The following is a 19,857-nucleotide window of genomic DNA, read 5'->3' on the forward strand; positions in this document are numbered from 1 at the left end:
AACGGGTCTTTTTTCATGTCGCATAATACATTTGGTCATTTGTTTCGTGTAACAACATGGGGTGAAAGTCATGGTGTTGCTCTTGGTTGTGTCATTGATGGTTGTCCTCCTGGAATTGTTTTTACTCTTGCAGAAGTTCAAGCTTATCTTGATAAACGGAGACCAGGGCAATCTCTCTATACAACGCAGCGCCAAGAACAAGATCAAGTAGAAATCCTTTCAGGAGTTGTTTCTCAGGAAGATGGAATAACATTAGTTACAACAGGCACACCAATTTCTCTGTTGATTCGAAGTACGGATCAACGCTCTAAAGATTATGGAGCAATCGCTCATCAGTATCGTCCTGGTCATGCAGATTATACGTATGATGTTAAATATGGCATTCGTGATTTTCGAGGGGGAGGTCGTGCTTCAGCACGCGAGACAGCAGCGCGTGTTGCGGCTGGTGCATTTGCACGTAAAATTGTTCCTGGTTTGGTTGTACGAGGAGCAGTGATAGCAATTGGTCCCCATAATATTAACCGCGATCGTTGGGATTGGTCAGAGATTGATAATAATCCTTTTTTTACACCTGATGCAGAGATGGTTTACATTTTTAGTGATTATATTAATAAACTCCGTAAAGATGGTACATCCGTTGGTGCTGTTGTTGAGATCATTGCCGAAAATGTTCCGGCAGGTTTAGGAGCCCCTATTTACGCAAAACTTGATCAGGACATTGCGTCCTTACTTATGTCGATTAATGCGGTAAAAGGTGTTGAAATTGGTGATGGTTTTGCGGCAGCCCACTTGAGAGGAGAAGAAAATGCCGATGAAATGCGGATGGGAAATGATGGGAAACCACTTTTTTTATCCAATCATGCTGGTGGTATTTTAGGGGGAATATCGAGTGGACAGCCAATTGTTGCCCGTTTTGCTGTCAAGCCTACTTCATCAATTTTAACACCTCGTCGCTCTATTGATGTTGATGGTCATGATGTAGACGTTATAACGAAGGGACGCCATGATCCATGTGTTGGAATTCGTGCTGTTCCTGTTGGCGAGGCAATGGTTGCTTGTGCTATTGCTGACCATTACTTAAGACATCGCGGTCAAGTTGGGTGAGTGAGAAGGTGAATAATGGCATATGATGAAGAAAAAATTGTTTCTGCACTTAAAGCTTTTGAACGCGGTGAAATTATTGTGGTGACAGATGATGATGATCGTGAAAATGAGGGTGATTTAATTGTTGCTGCAGTTCATTGTACAGAAGAAAAGATGGCATTTATCCTGCGTCACACGACGGGTATTGTGTGTACTCCTATGTCTAAAAAAGAAGCACAACGGTTTAATCTTGCTCCTATGGTACGAGATAATAATTCTGCACATGGGACGCAATTTACTGTTACTGTTGATCTTAAACACGGAATAACAACGGGGATTTCAGCGCGCGATCGTACATTAACGGTACGTAATCTTGCTCGTTCGAGTGCTGGTCCAAACGATTTTGTTTGTCCTGGACATATTTTTCCTTTGATTGCGCATGAAGAGGGAGTTCTTATGCGTTCAGGTCACACGGAAGCAGCTGTTGATTTATGTAAATTAGCTGGTTTACCGCCGGTTGGTGTTATCGGTGAGTTAGTCAATGATGATGGAAGCGTCAAACATGGTAATCAGATTACGAAGTTTTCACAAGAACATCGATTGCATATCATAACGGTTGCAGATTTGATTGCTTACCGCCAGCGAAAAGAAATATTGATTAAGTATGTTGGAGAAATGGCTATTGAAACAGCTGTGGGTTCCACTATTGTTCAAAGTTATCAATTGCCTTGGGAAGCTGTTCAGCATATGGCAATTATTTTTGGTGATATCCATGATGGCGAGGGTATACCTGTGCATTTTCATCATGAAAACATTATAAATGACGTTTTGTATCAAGCTTCAGATATCATGGTGACGATGCAGTGTATGATGGAAAAAGAAAAACGTGGCGTATTTATTTATTTGCGTGAAGGATCTATTATACAATCAACTATCGGCATTCAAAACATGGTAAGAGACACTTCAGAAAACCATGTGCAAGCAATTGAACGCGAAGAAGAATGGCGCAAAATTGGTTTAGGGGCACAAATTTTGAAATATTTAGGAATACGCTCTGTCATTCTTTATATTGCTAAAGAGCGCCATTCTATAGATTTAGAAGGTTTTGGGATTCGTATATCCAAAACAGATATTGTGTGAGGTTCCTATGAAAAAAGAGATACAAGAGGGGGATATTACGACTTTAAGCTTTGAGCAAGCACTTAAGCAACTTGAAGTTATTGTTGAAAATTTGGAACGTGGTGATGTGCCTTTGGAACAATCCATTGATATTTATGAACGTGGTGAAGCGCTTAAAAGACATTGTGAAAAACTCTTGAGGGTTGCTGAGGCTAAAGTTGAAAAGATTCAGCTTTCAGAGGAAGGTTCTCCAGAAGGAGTAGAACCACTTGATGCTCAATAATAATAAATATTTCGGGATATTTATTGTGGGGCTAGGAGATGCAATAATCTTAGTTTATAGGAGACAAGTTTTATAACATAAGTTAAAAATGAGAAAAGTCATCAATCATCTCAAACTAGAGAAGAGCATTTTTCAATAAAAAAGATGGGAAACTATAAATAAAAGAATAGAGAAGATATGTTTTTATCATTGCATTCTCTTGAATTAAGATAATAGGAAGGATTTTTTTTGTCTCAGCTCTTAACACCATTGCTTGACCGTGTTCATTTTCCACAGGATTTGCGGGCATTGCCTGAGTCTGATTTGGTACAGTTGGCTGATGAATTGCGAGCAGAAACAATTGATGCGGTTTCTGTAACAGGTGGTCATCTTGGGGCGGGACTTGGTGTTGTTGAGCTCACTGTTGCATTACATTATGTTTTTAATACACCGGAGGATAGGATTATTTGGGATGTTGGTCATCAAACCTATCCGCACAAGATTTTAACGGGGCGTAGAGAAAAAATTCGCACATTACGTCAAGAGGGGGGACTATCAGGTTTTACAAAACGTTCAGAAAGTGTGTATGATCCATTTGGAGCGGGCCATTCGTCTACTTCTATTTCGGCGGGTCTTGGCATGGCGGTGGCGAGTGCTTTGAGAGCAGAGAAAAGACGCAATGTTATTGCTGTAATTGGTGATGGTGCAATGTCTGCTGGAATGGCTTATGAAGCAATGAATAACGCTGGCGCTTTGGATGCACGCTTGATTGTTGTTCTTAATGATAACGATATGTCTATTGCACCGCCGACAGGTGCTATGAGTGCACATCTTGCACGACTAGTCTCTCGCCCTTCTTATCGTCATTTGCGTGAACGGGTAAAGCTTTTGAGCGAAAAATTGCCAAAGTTTTTTTTGGATAAGGCACGTCGTTCAGAGGGGATTGCACGTGGTCTTTTGGTTGGGGGAACTTTATTTAATGAGCTTGGTTTTTATTACGTTGGACCAATAGATGGGCACAATTTAGAGCATTTATTGCCTGTTTTGAAAAATATTCGTGAATGTCCTAAGGGGCCAGTTTTGGTGCATGTCATAACCCATAAGGGAAAGGGATATCCACCTGCAGAAGCATCGTTTGATAAATATCATGGTGTTAATCGTTTTGATATTACGACAGGAAAACAGGTTAAAGTATCAAGTAATATTTTATCCTATACTAAGGTATTTTCTAAAGCTTTATTAGAAGAAGCATGTCATGATGATAAGATTATTGGTATAACAGCAGCGATGCCAACAGGGACAGGTCTTGATTCTTTTGCAGAAAAATTTCCTGAAAAAATGTTTGATGTTGGTATTGCTGAGCAACATGCTGTAACTTTTGCTGCAGGACTCGCTTGTGAAGGGTATAAGCCTTTTGTTGCAATTTATTCTACTTTTTTACAGCGTGCTTATGATCAGATTATCCATGATGTATCAATTCAAAAATTACCGGTACGTTTTGCGATTGACCGAGCTGGTTTTGTGGGGGCAGATGGTGCAACACATGCTGGCAGTTTTGATATTGTTTTTTTGGCCACTCTTCCTGAGTTTATTGTTATGGCACCTTCTGATGAACTTGAACTGATGCATATGGTGCGTACAGCTGCAGCTTATGATCAGGGTCCCATTTCTTTTCGTTATCCACGCGGTGAAGGTATGGGTATAGATTTACCGCAACGTGGTGAATTATTGGAAATTGGAAAAGGGCGTATTCTGCGTGAAGGAAATAGGATCGCTTTGGTTTGTTTTGGAGCGCGGATGTCAGAAGTATTGCAGGCTGCTGATGCATTGGAGGCTGAAGGATTATCTACAACGGTTGCAGATGCACGGTTTGCGAAACCTTTAGATAAGGATTTGATGCGTCGTTTGGCATATGAGCATGAAGTATTGGTGACAATTGAAGAAGGTGCAATTGGTGGATTTGGAGCGCACATATTACAATTTTTAGCGCAAGAAGGACTCTTAGAGCATGGTTTAAAGGTTCGTACACTCAAACTTCCTGATAAATATTTAAATCATGGTTCACCAGAAAAAGTTCTTTCACGTGTTGGACTTGATGCTATAGGTATTTTAAACACGGTTTTTACTACTTTGGGGCGCAAGATTCGAGTAGAATAGAAAATTCGAGTATGAGATGGCTTCCAGAAAAAGGCTCGATATTCTTTTAATTGAAAAAAAAATTTTTAAGACACGTTCACGTGCCCGTGATGCTATTATGCGCAAAACTGTTAAAGTTAATGGCGAAATAGTTTTTAAAGCTGGGCAAAGCGTTTTTGCTGATGCAGAGATTACCGTTTGTGATCCAGCGCAGAATTATGTATCACGGGCAGCATTGAAATTGATTGCTGCACTTGATGCATTTCCAATTGTAACGAATAAAGTGACAGCCATTGATGTTGGTGCATCAACAGGTGGTTTTACACAAGTTCTCTTAGAGCGTGGAGTGGCCCATGTCATTGCTGTTGATGTTGGGCATTATCAATTTGATACACGTTTATTGAGCAACGGTGCTGTAACGTTATTAGAAGGATTAAATGTTAGAGATTTTCAACAGGAACATTTAGGCGGACGGGAAATTGATCTTATTGTTTCTGACGTTAGTTTTATTTCTCTCAAACTTGCATTGCCGCCGGTTTTATCTTTAGCTAAGAAAGGGGCTCAAGCTGTTTTATTGGTAAAACCGCAGTTTGAGGTTGGTCGTAAGCACCTTGGTAAGGGAGGAATATTAAATCCATCAAGTGCTAAAGAAATCGCTGAAGCGCTTTTTATCTGGTTAGATACTCAAATAGGGTGGCATGCAAAAGATTTACTTCCTTCTCCCATTACAGGCAGTGATGGCAATGTGGAATATTTATTATTTGGAGAAAAGCAACAGTGAGTTACAATGTCATAATTGGCCATATTGGAACGAATGGTTATGGTACTTCCAAGACACCGTACGGCTTTTTACTTTACCAGGGGAGTGTGCTAAAACTATTATTCATGGAAAATATGCAACATGTATAGCATTAAAAGAAAAATTACTAGAACACATGGATGCTTTTAGTCAGCATTTTGAAAAATGTGGAGGATATGCTCTTAAGCATTAGCATACTAATTTTTATCACGTATAGAAACGACAATTAGTTGTTAATACGCTTAGAAAGTATGGAGTTAATAGTGTTGTTTCACCTTTAATAGAATGTAAGCCCTGTAGCCGACGGCGGATTATTCTAACAACATCCATGACTTCATCGGGTTAAAAAGTTAGTTTTACCCCTTATCTTTCTTATGAGATTGTGGTTCTTTAGGAATGATCAGTAAGCCATCCAGAATTTATTGCTCAGATGCATAATATCAGAGAGCTATGTGCTTTTCTAAGCAGCTCTGTCAAACGGTTTAATATTACAATAACACATTGATTTATATAGATAATATATCGATATTCATATTAAATTAGAAACCTGAATATCGTAAGATTCTCTTAGTTTAAATTTGTTTATCTTGAATCAATCAAAATCATTTACTTGTACACCACAAGCAAGATTGGCGTGTGGGTAAAAATTGTATAAGGAAGGACTAAAAATGGTTCTTATGAACCGTCTAATGCAAGGGCTGTTGCAATTACCTAAGAGTTGGTAAATATAATGATGGTGCCAACTTGCTTCTTCATAAGCATAAAAATAGTGGTGCTCAATGACTTTATCGTTATACTATTCACGGGCGCTGTCATGAAATGGGATTGGATGTATTAAGACATCTCTCTTTAAAAAAAGCCCGTGAATTGGCAACGCAATGACATTTTGTTTTAAATAATACGCGACCAAACTGGTTTAGAGATTGCTTTAAGCGGCTGTATTGTACACCATGAAATATTTCGTCAGAAAATTATGATCAGTGCAGCTCTTTCATATGGAATTACACGTTTATCTGTTGACGGTGAAGTTTTGATTGAACAAGAAAAAACGGTGATTTACTTTGGAGATGTTTGTGTTTAATTGTCTTCTGGCGGCTTTTTTCAAGTAACCTGTGAAGCTAAAAATGTAATGGGTAATATTATTTTGATTCATTTAAAAAAAGAAAAAAATGTTCTTGATTTGTTTTCAGGAATAGGAACATTTACATTGTGCGTGGCTAAAAAGATGAATGTTCATGCGGTAGAAAATGATGAAGTGGCATTAGGAAATCTAAATTCAGCAGCACGTTTTTTGACTGGATTAAAAACAGTCACTTGTGAAAAGCGCGATCTTTTCCGCCATCCACTTTCTGTAAAGGGACTTGAGTGTTTTGAGAGTACTGTTTTTGATCCTCCTCGTGCCGGTGCAGAGAAGCAAGTCTATGAACTGGCCGAAGGCAACAGTATCACATGTCGTGGCAATTTTATGTTAATCCTACGACAATTGCGCGTGATTTATCTCTGCTTGTTGCAGGGGGATATACCATAGAAAAAATCACACCAATTGATCAATTTTTATGGTATCTCCATGTTGAAATTGTTGCTGTTTTGAGCAAAAATAAAAAGAAGGAGGGTTGGAAACTTTAGCTTAAAAATTTTTTAATACCATGGAGTTTTTTTAAAAAAGGTTTACTTGGGTATTATTATAAAAATTTCTCTAAAATTTATCACACTAATAATCTTTTTTTCATTGAATTTAAGAGCACTGAATGTAGACAATGTTTTTACTTTAAACTTTTTTTATTGTGAAACAGGCAGTGTGACTCTACATAAAAGACTAACATATTACGAAAAAGGTATGTTTGAGGATATATCTGAACAAGTTGGTGCTACCATTATTTTTCCATCTTCCAATGTCATGATAGCTTTTGGATTTGAGACATTAAGATATAGTGCTGTTTTAGATAATCAGTACAACGATAGGCATCTCTACTTGTCCTCCACTGTATGATGTAGAATGGTTTCAATGATCTCATAAGGGACATCAATTGTTTCAGCGAGCAAATCGCGTAAACTAGAGCGAAATCCATGAGTACAGGATTCAAGTCCAATCCAATTTTTTTCATATATTTTGCTATAACTATAGGTGAAATAGGAGCTTGACTAGAAAAAGAAAAGATGAAATCACTTTAGAGATACAGCGGGCTTGTTCAATTACTTTTAGTGATTCTGTTGATAAGGGAACGCGAAACTCTGTTATAGCATTGCGCTTGCCTTTCATATTTTCAGCAGGGATAGTCTATATATCATTATAAATTTGGTCTTTATGAATATGACGCAAAGGAGTGCTACGGACTCCTGTTGGAATAAGCAAATGCAAAGCCAGTTGTGTTATAGCTGTTGTTTGGCAAAGTGTTTTTATAAAAAAGCAGCTACTTTTTCCTAATCCATTGCAGGTAAATTTTTGACTTTAAGGCGTTGTTTTCCTAAGAGAGTTTGTGCTTTTGTTACTGCTTGTAAATCAACATTCAATCCTAATGTAGCCGCATGCTTGAGACAAATATTGAGACAGTTTAGCGCTTTTTTTGCTGTCTTAGCTTTTGTATGCCAAATAGGGGCAAGGGTATTGCGTATTTTTGTTTGGGTAATCTCTGAAACGGGTAGACAGCCTAATTTGGGGAGAATATGAAGTTTGAAAGGTGAAAACCAATCCTCAGCCTTTTTATCATCTTTTAATTCAGCTTTACGATTTTCAAAAGTATCTACGGCAATATCTTTTAAATAATGGAGATTGCTTATTGCTTCACGCTTTTGTTTATTACGTTCTTCAATGGGGTCACGCCCTTCACGTAGAACAGAGCGCCATTTTGTTGCAGTTTCACGAGCTTGTTTTAAAGAAACATCTCTTAAGGCACCCAAACCCATTTCACGGCGTCGACCATGAATGGTATAACGATAAAGCCATTGAGCACCTCCATCTTTACGCTTATGAAGTAATAAGCCAGCACCATCATTATATTTGCCAGCTCCCAATGTTGCGACAGCCTTTGCATTAAGACGGTTCATAAGGACCATTTTTATTCCTTTCTTATACAAATTTTATCCACATACTCATCTCGCTTGTGATGTGCAAGCGAATGATTTTGATTGATTCAAGATAAACAGATTTAAAATGAGAGAATCTTACGTTATTCGAGGTTCTCATTCAATATACAAAACAGTTAATTATTATAAATCAATATCTTAGATCTTTCATAAGAGGCATGTTTTTATACAGTTTCATCCCATAAGGTTTTCTCCACTTGTAACATATAAACCAATTGATTTTATTGATTCAACATACACAGATTGCAAATAAGAAAATCCTACGGTATCAAGGTTCTCATTTAAGTTGAATAACGTTAGATTATATTTATAAACAATGCCTTATATCAAAAAAAGCTCCTCTCTCATAAATCATTTTAATAGATGAGAAGGGAGCAATATTAGGCAGGAATGAGAAAGCTTATCCCTTTAAAGCGCAGTTCCACCGATTGTCATATTATTGATTCGCAGATGAGGTTGTCCAACACCAACAGGAATGTTTTGTCCTGCTTTTCCGCATATACCAATACCATTATCTAGTTTACTATCATTTCCAATCATTGTGATGCGTTTCATAGCATCCGGTCCATTTCCAATAAGGGTTGCACCTTTTATGGGGGCTACAATTTTGCCATTCTTCACTTGATATGCTTCAGTACATTCAAAGACGAATTTGCCAGAAGTAATATCAACTTGTCCTCCGCCAAATGAGACAGCATAGATACCACTTTTAAGTGATGAAAGGATTTCTTCAGGTGTTTTATCTCCTCCTAGCATGATTGTATTGGTCATTCGTGGCATTGGGGCATGTGCATAGGATTCACGCCGTCCATTTCCTGTTGATTTACCTCCCATAAGCCGTGCATTAAGCCTGTCCTGCATAAAACCAACAAGCTTTCCATCTTCAATAAGAATATTATATCCTGAAGGGGTCCCTTCATCATCGATCGAGAGAGAGCCACGGCATTGTGGAATTGTTCCATCATCAACAACTGTAACACCTTTTGCGGCAATCTGTTGGCCCAAAAGTTCAGAAAAAGCAGAAATTTTTTTACGATTAAAATCACCTTCTAAACCATGACCTACGGCTTCATGGAGCATAACTCCAGGCCATCCATTGGCTAAGACAACATCAAATGTTCCTGCTGGTGCTGCTTCTGCTTCTAAATTTACTAAAGCCATACGTAAGGCTTCATCAGCGGCTTGTTTCCAATTGTTTTCACAAATAAATTGATCAAATGCTTGTCGTCCCCCACATCCATAAAAACCATTTTCACGTCGATTGCCTTCAGCGGCGACCACAGATATAGAAAGGCGCACAAGCGGACGAATATCACGAACTAAATATCCATCTGCCCGTAAAATTTCAACATGTTGTAATGAGCCAGAAAGAGAAACAGTCACTTGATGCAATTTATCATTTTTTGCTCGTAAATAAGCATCAATTTTTTGCAAAAGAGCACTTTTTTCTTCAAACGATGGTGCATCAAGGGGATTATGCGGCTGATAAAGTCTCTTATTTGTTTGGTGAGGAGCTATACTATAAGATCCGGCATGATTATTATAGGTAACAGCTTTAGCTGCTTCACAAGCACGTTTGAGTGCAGCAGCTGATAATTCATTAGAATGTGCATATCCAGTCGCTTCTCCAGCAACGACACGTAAACCAAACCCCATATCTTGATGGAAAGAGCCGTTTTTAAGTTGTCCATTATCAAATAAAAGGGCTTCGCTTTCTGTATACTCGAGGTAAAGTTCGCCATCATCAGCATGATGAAGTGTTTCCTGTACGAGTGATTGCACTTTAGAGGAAGCAATATCAAAATGATCAATCAGCGATTTCATAAGAATTATCCTATTTACTGGGGGCTTTAGAAAATTTTTATTGATCTAATTTAAGAATCTCTCAAAAATATACGAGGAGATTTTAATCATCCAATGTGTATTAATTTCATTCACGTGGGCAAAGTTGCATAGGCATCGCCAAGACCATGAAGGTCAACGAGGCCCCCAATTCCTTGTTCAGGAGTTGTAAAGATAAAATAGGTTGCCATTTTTCCTTTTAAAAAGAGCTGTAATATATCTTCTTTAAGAAGAGCTTCAGCAACACAATTATCACCAAGGCAACGGCGATATTCCATTCTGCCCATATTTTTATCATCAATTTTAATTCCAATTCCGGGACGTAATTCAACGCGAATCGGAACAAAAACACGCATCAAAGCCCCTTGCTTTTGAGGAAGTTTATAAAATGTAATGCGGAGTGTAATATCATGACGACCTTGTGTATGAACGTTTTGTACAACTTCACACTGCATATTAGGTGTCCCTGGTGGTAGAGAACAAACTTTTGTCCATGCGCCATAAGTTTGTGGAGCAGGAACATTTTGCGCATAAGATGTTTGTGCAAAAGCATGATTAATAAAACTGCTATAAAGCGTGTAAAAAACAGCACCAATAAAAAAAGTTTTTTTGAAAAATTTACAAAATATCACAGAAAATCCTATTCAATTCAACACACATAATCATACATAGATTTGTATAAAAAAATTAATTCTCCACATGTATTATACCACAAAGCCAATATTTACCCGAATATATTAATCCATATACAAAAATAAAGGAAAATAAAAAAAATAGCATTTTATCGGAGATAAATTTTAGCATGACTTTATGATCTTTGTTAGGATACATTTTTATGATACATTTGCAATGTAAATATTGATTGAAAAAGTGTATTTTTGTTACAAATATTTTTATCTGTTTTGAGTAGATACCTACAAGATGGACTCATATCTTCTCAAAAATACGATTGGTCTTAATTGGTCATTCCCGTATGCGAGTTAATATTTAGTGAGATAATCTTGGTTTGTGAATGACAGAAATGGAAAAGGACTTTGAGTGGAATGTCAGTTTCAGGAGAGTTATCGGTTGCGAATGATAAGTCAACGCCACCAAAATCCAGTATTGGTGATTATATCACATTATTAAAGCCACGTGTTATGTCTCTTGTCGTTTTTACAGCTCTGGTTGGTTTAATGGTGGCTCCTGTTTCTATCAATCCATTGTATGGTTTTTTAGCAATTTTATGTGTTGCTGTTGGCGGTGGCGGTGCGGGGGCACTTAATATGTGGTACGATGCTGATATTGATTCCGTAATGGAACGGACTAAAAAGCGTCCCATTCCTATGGGTAAAATCAGTCCTCGAAAGGCATTTATTTTCGGTATGGTTCTTTCTATGCTTTCGGTATTGGTTATGGGGAGCTTCATTAATTGGTTTGCAGCATTTTTTCTTGCTTTCACAATTTTCTTTTATGTTGTTATCTACACGATTTGGCTCAAGCGTATTACACCACAAAATATTGTTATTGGTGGCGCTTCTGGGGCTTTCCCCCCAATGATTGGATGGGTCGTGACAACAGGGACAGTGAGTATTGATAGTTTTTTATTATTTTTAATCATTTTTATGTGGACTCCTCCTCATTTTTGGGCTCTCTCTTTATTTTCATCTCTTGATTATGAGGCTGCAGGTATTCCTATGATGCCTAATGTACGAGGCGAATACTCAACAAAAAAACAGATTTTATTTTATACTATTTTGATGGCACTATGCGCTGCAGCCCCTTTCTTTACTGGTCTTGGGGGTATTTCCTATGGTGTTTTTTCGACAGTTTTAAGCATTATTTTTGTTTATTTTGCCTATCGTTTATGGAAGGCTGATACGCATGATGAAACTGTTTTGATGGCAAAAAAACTGTTTTTCTTTTCGTTACTTTATTTGGCGGGTATCTTTGGAGTTCTTTTGATTGAATATCTTGTTTGGTATTTTATCGCTCTTTAGTCGTATGAAATGAAAGAGAAAATTTTAAAGAGCTTTTTTGCAAGAAAGTACTGTAAGAAAAACACGATAGAATGTTCTGATGCAAAAGATAATATTGCACGTTTTTTTTACATTGCTTATTCGTATATAACGATAGATTATTTGAATATGAGATTAAGGATGATTTATGTCTGGACTTCCCCCTTTAACAATACGTCTTTGTGGTCCACGTGGATTTTGTGCAGGGGTTGATCGTGCTATCCAGATTGTTCTCCTTGCATTAAAAAAATATGGTGTTCCCGTGTACGTTCGTCATGAAATTGTGCACAACCGCTATGTAGTTGAGGGATTGCAGCAACGGGGAGCTATTTTTGTTGAAGAACTTGATGAGATTCCAGAAGAATATCGCAATCAACCGGTTGTTTTTTCTGCCCATGGTGTACCCAAATCTGTATCAGAAGAGGCGCGACATTATAATTTATTTTATCTTGATGCAACATGTCCGTTAGTCTCGAAAGTTCACAAACAAGCGATACGTCATCAACGTCATGGTCGTCATGTTATATTGATTGGTCATGCTGGTCATCCTGAGGTTATAGGAACAATGGGACAGCTTGAAGAAGGGGCTGTGACTCTCATTGAAACGATAGAAGATGCTTTACATTATCAACCAAGTGATCCAGATAAATTAGGATTTGTTACACAAACAACGCTTTCTGTTGAAGATACTGCAGGAATTCTCGATGTATTACAACGACGTTTTCCTACATTAGCAGCTCCAGCAGCTGAATCAATTTGCTATGCCACTACGAATCGACAAGATGCCGTTAAGGCTGCAGCAAAAGGGAGTGATTTGTTTTTGATTGTTGGAGCACCAAATTCTTCTAATTCACGACGTTTAGTTGAAGTTGCTGAAAAGTCTGGGGCACGAAAAGCTATTTTAGTGCAGCGGGCTGATGAAATTAATTTTGAAAACCTAAAGGCTCTTTCTGTTGTTAGCCTTTCAGCAGGGGCTTCAGCTCCTGAAATTATTATTGATGAAATTATTTCAGCATTTCGTGAGCGTTATGATGTGACAATAGAATTAGCTGAAACAGTGGTGGAAACGGAGAGATTTTTAGTGAGTCGCGAATTACGTGATGTTATTTTAACATCTCGAGATATGGCTTTTGTTAATGGTCAAGCAAATAATGCAAAAAATAACAATCAAGATACAGACATGGCTAAAACGAAAGCAAAATAATGGCCGTTTATACAGATATTCATCCAAATGATTTAAAAACGTTCTTAACACGTTATGCAATAGGTTCACTTTTGTCTTATCAAGGTATAGAGGAGGGGATTGAAAATACTAATTTTATGCTGGAGACAACTCAAGGGCGGTTTATCCTAACACTTTATGAAAAGCGTATTTCAAAAGATGATTTGCCTTTTTTTTATAGCTTGATGCAGCATTTAGGACAGCGTGGAATTCCTTGTCCTCAACCTGTTGTTCAAAATGATGGAATGATGATCAGCGAACTAGCAGGACGTCCTGCTGCTATTGTTACTTTTCTGGAAGGAAAATGGATTCGACAACCCGATATAGATCATTGTGGTGAAGTGGGGACGGGGTTAGCACAATTGCATCTAGCAGGACAGGATTTTATACTCAGTCGTAAAAATACTCTTTCTGTTATGGATTGGCAATTATTGTGGCAACATTGTCAGGCTAGAGAAGATGCATTGTTAAAGGAATTTGGACAAAAAATTGAATGGGAATTGGCTTTTTTACACGAGAATTGGCCGTTAAATTTACCAACAGGCATTATCCATGCGGATTTATTTAATGATAACGTCTTTTTTGTAAATCATCGTCTTTCTGGTATGATAGATTTCTATTTTGCTTGTAATGACTTTTGGGCTTATGATTTAGCAATCTGTTTAAATGCTTGGTGCTTTGAGTCTGATCATTCCTATAATCCTCTAAAAGCACGTAGGTTATTGGAAAATTATCAAAAAATAAGACCATTTTTACCTTTAGAATTAGATAAGATTATTTTATTGGCGCGTGGTGCGTCTTTACGTTTTTTACTGACACGTCTTTATGATTGGTTTAATACATCGTCTAATAGCTTTGTTATTAAGAAAGATCCATGGGAGTATTGGCACAAGCTTTGTTTTTTCAGTAATGTAAATTCGCTGAGTGAATTAGGTTTTTAAATTTTATGGCAAGTCAACAAAAAGTCGTTGAAATTTATACAGATGGTGCTTGCTCCGGCAATCCTGGAGTTGGAGGTTGGGGAGCAATTTTACTCTGGAACGGTCATGAACGAGAACTTTATGGTGGTAAAGTTCATACGACAAATAATCAAATGGAACTCATGGCGGCAATTTGTGCATTAAAGGCGCTTAAGGAGCCTTGTTTGGTCGATCTTTATACAGACTCAGTTTATGTACGTAATGGTATATCTAAGTGGATTGAATGTTGGAAAAGGAATAATTGGCGTACCGCCTCAAAAGGTCTTGTGAAAAATATAGAGTTATGGCAGGCTCTTGAGGAGGCTTGTTCTCTTCATACAGTTAGATGGCACTGGGTAAAAGGGCATGCGGGCCATCCAGAGAATGAACGCGCTGATGCACTTGCTCGCAAAGCAATTACTCGATATCGCGAAAGTGGACATTTTCCAGAATAATTACTGTTTGAGAGCTTTACTCTTTATATTACGGTGTTGCAAGAGAGGGGGACTGCGTATGGAATATGAATGTTCCACTTAAGGCGTAATCTTTAAAAGAAACTGTATAAAAAATTTTCTGGTTTATTTCTTCTGGTACGAAATAGAGTGGCGCACTAAAGAGTGTATATTCTGCGTTATCGATAACTTTTTTTGCTGCTCCAATTTGCATTTCTCCTCCATCTAAAAAAAGAGAGGAAGGAGTAGTTTTATTGCTATTTTGTATTTTTATAAGGAGGGTATTATTATTTTTTTCGGCGCTTATTTTTAGTGTATTCTGCATCATGTGAGGTAAAGAATCTTGAGCATTTTTTAAGAAGGAAGCGGGAAGATGCTTGTTTTTAAGAGCAGATGTTGAAAAATCAAAGTTAACAGTAAATGGAAGACAAATTTCATTACATAATCCAAGCGTAAAAGCACCACTTAAATTTTTGCTTGAACCAGAAAGCTTGAAGGGTAATATCACTTTGTCTTTATATCCTAATGACCAATCATTATTTGTTTCAAAAAGCTGTGGAGTAGGATAAAAAATTTCATAAGAAACCTGTTGGTTGAAATTAAAGAATGGTGCCATACCAGAATTACCAGGATTACGCCAATAAGTTTTCCATCCTGGTTTAAGTACAATTTCAATAATGCCTTCTCTTATTCCAGAAAGAGAAGGTTCAGTAATCGCTAATCGAAGACGCCCACCATCTGATTCATACCAAGATGTTGCAAAAAGCTGGAGTTTTTGTTTTGTTTGAGCATTTACAGGAATGTTAAGTAATTCTAAAACTATGAATGTTAAGCTTAAAGTAACTAAAAGCTTTTTATAAAAGAAAGTTGCGATATTTTGTAAATTTGTAAATATGTAACTTTTTTTCATTGGAGTTTTATTTTCCTAGTGTACTAAATGAACAAACTTTTATCATGTAAATTATGGAGAATAACAGATTAATGAAGCAGTGTAATGGCTTTTTAGGCGGACAATTACTCATAGCAATGCCTGGGATGAATGACAAACGCTTTATTCGTTCTGTTATTTATATTTGCGCGCATTCCGATGCAGGTGCGATGGGCATTATTCTCAATCAATTACACCATATTGATTTTCCAGAGCTTTTATTTCACCTTGGGGTAATAGATAGTGGCAAAAAAAAATATCTTCCTGAACCAATCAAAAAGTTTCCAGTTCGCTATGGTGGTCCTGTTGATCCGTCACGTGGTTTTGTCCTTCATTCAGATGATTATGCTTGTGAAGAAACTGTTTTTATTGCAGATAAGGTCTGTTTTACTGCGACAATTGATATATTAAAAGCGATCAGTTGTGAACAAGGTCCACAGCATGCACTGGTAGCATTAGGCTATGCTGGGTGGAAAGCAGGACAACTTGAGGCTGAAATTTCTAAAAATGGTTGGCTAATCAGTTCTACAACACCTTGTTTTCTTTTTGAAAGTGATTTGAGTTGCAAGTATGATGAAAGCTTAACACGCATGGGGATCAATCCAATCTACCTTGCTTCTGAAATGGGACATGCGTAAAGTCCTATTGTTTTCTAAGCTTTTTAATTTTATACGTTATTCCATCTCTTACGTTTTTATTTTATAGGGGAAATGGCTCTGAACAAGAGTAATTAATTCTTCTATGGCAATTGGTTTAGTTACAAGTGTGCTTTGAACATATTTGCAGCCTTCTTGACGAAGGAAGATTGCTTCTTTTTCATTTTCAACACCCTCTGCGATAATCTGCAAGTTAAGATCTATTGCCATATTAATGATAGATTTTAGAACCAGCCTTTTCTTGAGAGAGTCGATTGAGATAAGTGAACGATCGAGTTTAACCATATCAAATGGATAACGCACAAGATAAGTCAGTGAAGAATAACCTGTTCCAAAATTATCGAGTGCAAGGTTCATTCCAAGTATTTTAACTTGTTCAAGAAAGTGCGCTGATTGTTCAGGATTTTTTCTTAAAACAAATTCAGATATTTCAATCATCAAGCGCCCTTTATGAAGTGGATGGCGCAGCAAAGTAGCACGTAATTGACTGATAAAACGAGAATGAATCATTTCTGGGCTTGGTAAATTAATTGAAATAAAGAAAGAATGGTGAGAGAATTTTTCTTCTACATTTATAAGATCGATAATGGCATTATCGATGATAAATTGTGACAAATCCATAACAATTTGTTCATTTTCTATGATCTTTATGAAATCAGAAACATTTAAATTTCCATAAGTTGGATGATGCCATTCTATAATTGTTTCAAAACCAATAATATGTCCATCTGATAAATTAAGAATAGGATGGTAAAGGATTTTCATCTCATTACGTTTTATGGCATAATGGATATCTTTTTCTAAAGTATTATGTTCTAGACCCAAAGTACGAAAATTAGGACGAAAAGGTTCAATATGGTTTCCCCCCATTTGTTTCGCACGAATCATTGCTAATTCACTATCATTAAAAATATCTTTAGCAGTTGATCGATTTTCACTCCATGTAACCAATCCAATAGAAGTTGAAAGGATTATTTTGTTTTCTGAAAGTGAAATAGGAGCTGAAATTGTTTTATGCAAATGATCTGCAAATGCTGCAATCTTTTCTGGTTCAGTTTCACTGAGTAAAATAATTGCAAAGCGGTCTGCTGAAAGACGTGATAAGGTATCTTGAAAGTTAATGAGGCGATTTAAACGACGTGCTATTATAAGAAGTACAGTATCTCCGACAGCTATACCTAATTTGCGATTAATTTGGCGAAAATTATCAAAATCAATCATAAAGACGGTTGGTCTAATTTTGATATTTGCTTTAGCCAAATAGGTATAATTTTGTAGTCTATCAAAGAAAATTTGTTGATTAGGAAGGCCAGTTAAGCTGTCATGGATTGCATCATGCAATAAACGTTCTTCGGACTTTTTATGATTTGTAATATTGACAATGGTTCCAATGACACGTGTAATTTTTCCATCTTTTTGCATAGCTGGACGAGCGCGAAGAGAAAACCAATGATAATATCCCCCTCCAGACGAAAGCCGAAAAATTTGATCAATACGTCCTTTTTTATTTTTAAGAATGATATCCAATATGGCTTGAAAGCGTTCACGATCGTCATGGTGTAAGGCTGAAATCCAGTTGCACATAGGTCCATTGAGGTTATGAATTTCAGTACCAAAAAGAGTTGCCATGTCTGGATGTACTACAACGCGGTCACGCTCAATATTCCAATCCCAAATAATATTTCCAGCTCCCTTTGCTGCAAGTACTTGTTGTTCAAGGTCGGAAAATATTCCTTCATGGAAAGCGTCATTAGAAAAAGTTTGTTGTAAGACAGTAAAGCTGATGAGAAGAACAATGAGTACTAATCCCCCTGCTAATGCTGGTTGGATAATATCGTTATTTAAATATCCTTCTATGCAGGCATAGGCTCCAACGCACCAAAAGCTAATGAGCAACCAAGTCGGAATAAGCATAATTGCGCGGTCATAGCTTTTGATTGAGAAGTAGATGATTAACATTATACCAAGCACAGCGGTAAGGCCAAAAGACAAACGCGCAATTCCAGCCGCTCTGATTGGATCATAAATAGCAAAGGCTCCTAGACTGCAAAAGGCAGCGATCCAAGCGATAGCACCATAACTAAAATGATAATGCCAGCGGTTAAGATTGAGATAGGTGAAAAGAAAAATAAAGAGTGTTGCAGCAAGTGCTACTTCTGTACCAGCACGCCAGATTGGTTGTGTTGTGAGCGTAACTGCAAAGAATTTATTTAGAAAGTTAAAGTCAATACCAATATAAAAAAGCACTGCCCAAGCGACAGCAGCTGTTGCAGGAAACAGGCCTGTTCCACGGACGACGAAGAGAACAGTTAATAAAAGTGCTAAGAGACCTGCTATCCCAAGAAGAATACCATGATAAAGCGTATAAGAATTAATAGCATCCTTATAAGCTTCAGGTTGCCATAAATAGATTTGCGGTAGATTTGCAGAGTTAAGTTCGGCTACAAATGTAACAACAGCACCAGGGTTAAGGGTAATACGAAAGATATCAGAGTTTGCACTAGGTTTTCGATCGAGAGAAAAGCCTTCGCTTGGCGTTATGGATTGAATCCTTGCTGATCCAAGGTCTGGCCAAAAAAGTCCAGAATGCGCCATACGGTAATGGGGGGCGACGATAAGACGATCGATCTGTTCATTTGTCGGATTTGCAAGAGAAAAAACGGCCCAATTTCCGGAAAAATTTTCACTTTTCGCCTGCACTTCAATACGCCATACAATACCATCTGGCCCTGGTGCTGTACTTGTTTGAAAAATAGAATTTTTTGTATAGTGAATTTCAATTGCTTTTGAGAGATCAAGAGCAGCATCCTGAGAAGAAATTTTAACTGGCTCGATTGCTTGTGCTGATGTAAGATGGGCAAAAGAACTAACGATTACAATGAAAATGATGTTAAATATTTTACGCAGACTCTTCACAATGTCCCACTCTCAATATTTTAAGATGTTGAATTTTTATTTATATTTTTGAGAAAAAACGTCTACCTTTTATAATTTATTTACATGAGAAATCGTTATCACTTTTTCTTAAGTTATATAATTTTATATACAATTAAACTATCTATCCATTTTCTTCAATAAAACTTAAAGCGGATGGAGTTTTATATTTTAAAAGAATAAAGTTAAACCATGAACTTCCAGATTTCACAGATACACCTTTACCGATTAGAATCTTTATCACATGACGTATGAATTGGGTAGTTTTGTACGTCTCTTTGCCCAATATTTCCAAAACTTATTTAATGAGGAGAACTTTTGTGGCAAATTTTATGATAAAATGTGTGCATATTATTGTGATTATTGTTATGCTTTTTTGAAAAG

15 protein-coding genes and 3 pseudogenes are annotated in these 19,857 nt (G+C 37.1%); 13 read left to right on the forward strand and 5 right to left on the reverse strand.

All coding sequences use genetic code 11. The annotated features are described in order from the left end of the window. The first annotated feature begins 15 nt into the window (after window positions 1–15). From aroC to MCY_RS03195, 8 genes and pseudogenes are all read left to right on the forward strand, one after another. On the forward strand, window positions 16–1,104 hold the full coding sequence (aroC, locus tag MCY_RS03165; RefSeq protein ID WP_007346924.1) for a chorismate synthase: 1,089 nt from the start codon (window positions 16–18) through the stop codon (window positions 1,102–1,104). Between the two features lie 15 nt (window positions 1,105–1,119). Beyond that, entirely contained in the window at window positions 1,120–2,223 is a 1,104-nt protein-coding gene (gene ribB / locus MCY_RS03170; RefSeq protein ID WP_007346925.1) for a 3,4-dihydroxy-2-butanone-4-phosphate synthase, read from the forward strand. A gap of 7 nt (window positions 2,224–2,230) precedes the next feature. Next, window positions 2,231–2,485: an exodeoxyribonuclease VII small subunit gene (locus MCY_RS03175; RefSeq protein WP_007346926.1), complete on the forward strand. Its 255-nt coding sequence runs from the start codon at window positions 2,231–2,233 to the stop codon at window positions 2,483–2,485. Window positions 2,486–2,713: 228 nt separating this feature from the next. Continuing rightward, the gene (gene dxs / locus MCY_RS03180) at window positions 2,714–4,621 is read left to right on the forward strand and encodes a 1-deoxy-D-xylulose-5-phosphate synthase (RefSeq protein WP_007346927.1); all 1,908 of its coding nucleotides are present in this window, start codon (window positions 2,714–2,716) and stop codon (window positions 4,619–4,621) included. A gap of 16 nt (window positions 4,622–4,637) precedes the next feature. Then, on the forward strand, window positions 4,638–5,381 hold the full coding sequence (locus MCY_RS03185; protein ID WP_007346928.1) for a TlyA family RNA methyltransferase: 744 nt from the start codon (window positions 4,638–4,640) through the stop codon (window positions 5,379–5,381). Further along, entirely contained in the window at window positions 5,362–5,592 is a 231-nt protein-coding gene (locus MCY_RS08845; protein ID WP_026087998.1) for a hypothetical protein, read from the forward strand. Before MCY_RS03185 ends, MCY_RS08845 begins: the two co-directional genes overlap by 20 nt. Window positions 5,593–6,067: 475 nt before the next feature. Beyond that, window positions 6,068–6,278 (forward strand): annotated as a pseudogene (locus MCY_RS09935) (integrase); the annotation flags it as partial. 34 nt (window positions 6,279–6,312) lie between these two features. Further along, window positions 6,313–7,025, forward strand: a pseudogene (locus MCY_RS03195) (class I SAM-dependent RNA methyltransferase); the annotation flags it as partial. Between the two features lie 269 nt (window positions 7,026–7,294). Here MCY_RS03195 and MCY_RS03205 read toward each other — a convergent pair. The 3 genes and pseudogenes from MCY_RS03205 to MCY_RS03215 all read right to left on the reverse strand — a co-directional run bounded on the left by MCY_RS03205 (window position 7,295) and on the right by MCY_RS03215 (window position 10,957). After that, window positions 7,295–8,453, reverse strand: a pseudogene (locus MCY_RS03205) (tyrosine-type recombinase/integrase). Between the two features lie 438 nt (window positions 8,454–8,891). Further along, the gene (gene tldD / locus MCY_RS03210; protein ID WP_007346933.1) at window positions 8,892–10,307 is read right to left on the reverse strand and encodes a metalloprotease TldD; all 1,416 of its coding nucleotides are present in this window, start codon (window positions 10,305–10,307) and stop codon (window positions 8,892–8,894) included. A 110-nt stretch (window positions 10,308–10,417) separates the two neighbouring features. Next, the gene (locus tag MCY_RS03215) at window positions 10,418–10,957 is read right to left on the reverse strand and encodes an invasion associated locus B family protein (protein ID WP_007346934.1); all 540 of its coding nucleotides are present in this window, start codon (window positions 10,955–10,957) and stop codon (window positions 10,418–10,420) included. Window positions 10,958–11,368: 411 nt separating this feature from the next. Between MCY_RS03215 and cyoE the strand changes: the two genes are divergently transcribed. The 4 genes from cyoE (at window position 11,369) to rnhA (ending at window position 14,958) form a co-directional block, all read left to right on the forward strand. Further along, the gene (gene cyoE / locus MCY_RS03220) at window positions 11,369–12,304 is read left to right on the forward strand and encodes a heme o synthase (RefSeq protein WP_007346935.1); all 936 of its coding nucleotides are present in this window, start codon (window positions 11,369–11,371) and stop codon (window positions 12,302–12,304) included. Between the two features lie 166 nt (window positions 12,305–12,470). After that, window positions 12,471–13,526, forward strand: a complete 1,056-nt coding sequence (gene ispH, locus MCY_RS03225; RefSeq protein WP_007346936.1) for a 4-hydroxy-3-methylbut-2-enyl diphosphate reductase — start codon at window positions 12,471–12,473, stop codon at window positions 13,524–13,526. Continuing rightward, window positions 13,526–14,485 (forward strand): homoserine kinase, encoded by a 960-nt coding sequence (locus MCY_RS03230; protein WP_007346937.1) that lies wholly within the window; start codon window positions 13,526–13,528, stop codon window positions 14,483–14,485. Before ispH ends, MCY_RS03230 begins: the two co-directional genes overlap by 1 nt. A 5-nt stretch (window positions 14,486–14,490) precedes the next feature. Then, window positions 14,491–14,958 carry a ribonuclease HI gene (gene rnhA, locus MCY_RS03235; protein ID WP_007346938.1) on the forward strand — a complete coding sequence of 156 codons (468 nt, stop codon included), beginning with the start codon at window positions 14,491–14,493 and terminating at the stop codon, window positions 14,956–14,958. A 28-nt stretch (window positions 14,959–14,986) separates the two neighbouring features. Here rnhA and MCY_RS03240 read toward each other — a convergent pair whose 3' ends face one another. Then, window positions 14,987–15,865, reverse strand: a complete 879-nt coding sequence (locus MCY_RS03240) for a protein-disulfide reductase DsbD domain-containing protein (protein ID WP_007346939.1) — start codon at window positions 15,863–15,865, stop codon at window positions 14,987–14,989. Between the two features lie 71 nt (window positions 15,866–15,936). On the opposite strand from MCY_RS03240, the gene MCY_RS03245 reads away from it, so the two are divergent. Further along, complete coding sequence (locus tag MCY_RS03245; protein WP_007346940.1) at window positions 15,937–16,521, forward strand: YqgE/AlgH family protein; 585 nt, start codon at window positions 15,937–15,939, stop codon at window positions 16,519–16,521. A gap of 48 nt (window positions 16,522–16,569) precedes the next feature. Here the strand turns inward: MCY_RS03245 and MCY_RS03250 are convergent, their stop codons facing one another. Further along, window positions 16,570–19,455: an EAL domain-containing protein gene (locus MCY_RS03250; protein ID WP_007346941.1), complete on the reverse strand. Its 2,886-nt coding sequence runs from the start codon at window positions 19,453–19,455 to the stop codon at window positions 16,570–16,572. Between the last annotated feature and the right edge of the window lie 402 nt (window positions 19,456–19,857).

Source organism: Bartonella rattimassiliensis 15908, from assembly GCF_000278215.1.
In the GTDB taxonomy this organism is placed as follows: Bacteria; Pseudomonadota; Alphaproteobacteria; order Rhizobiales; family Rhizobiaceae; genus Bartonella; species Bartonella rattimassiliensis.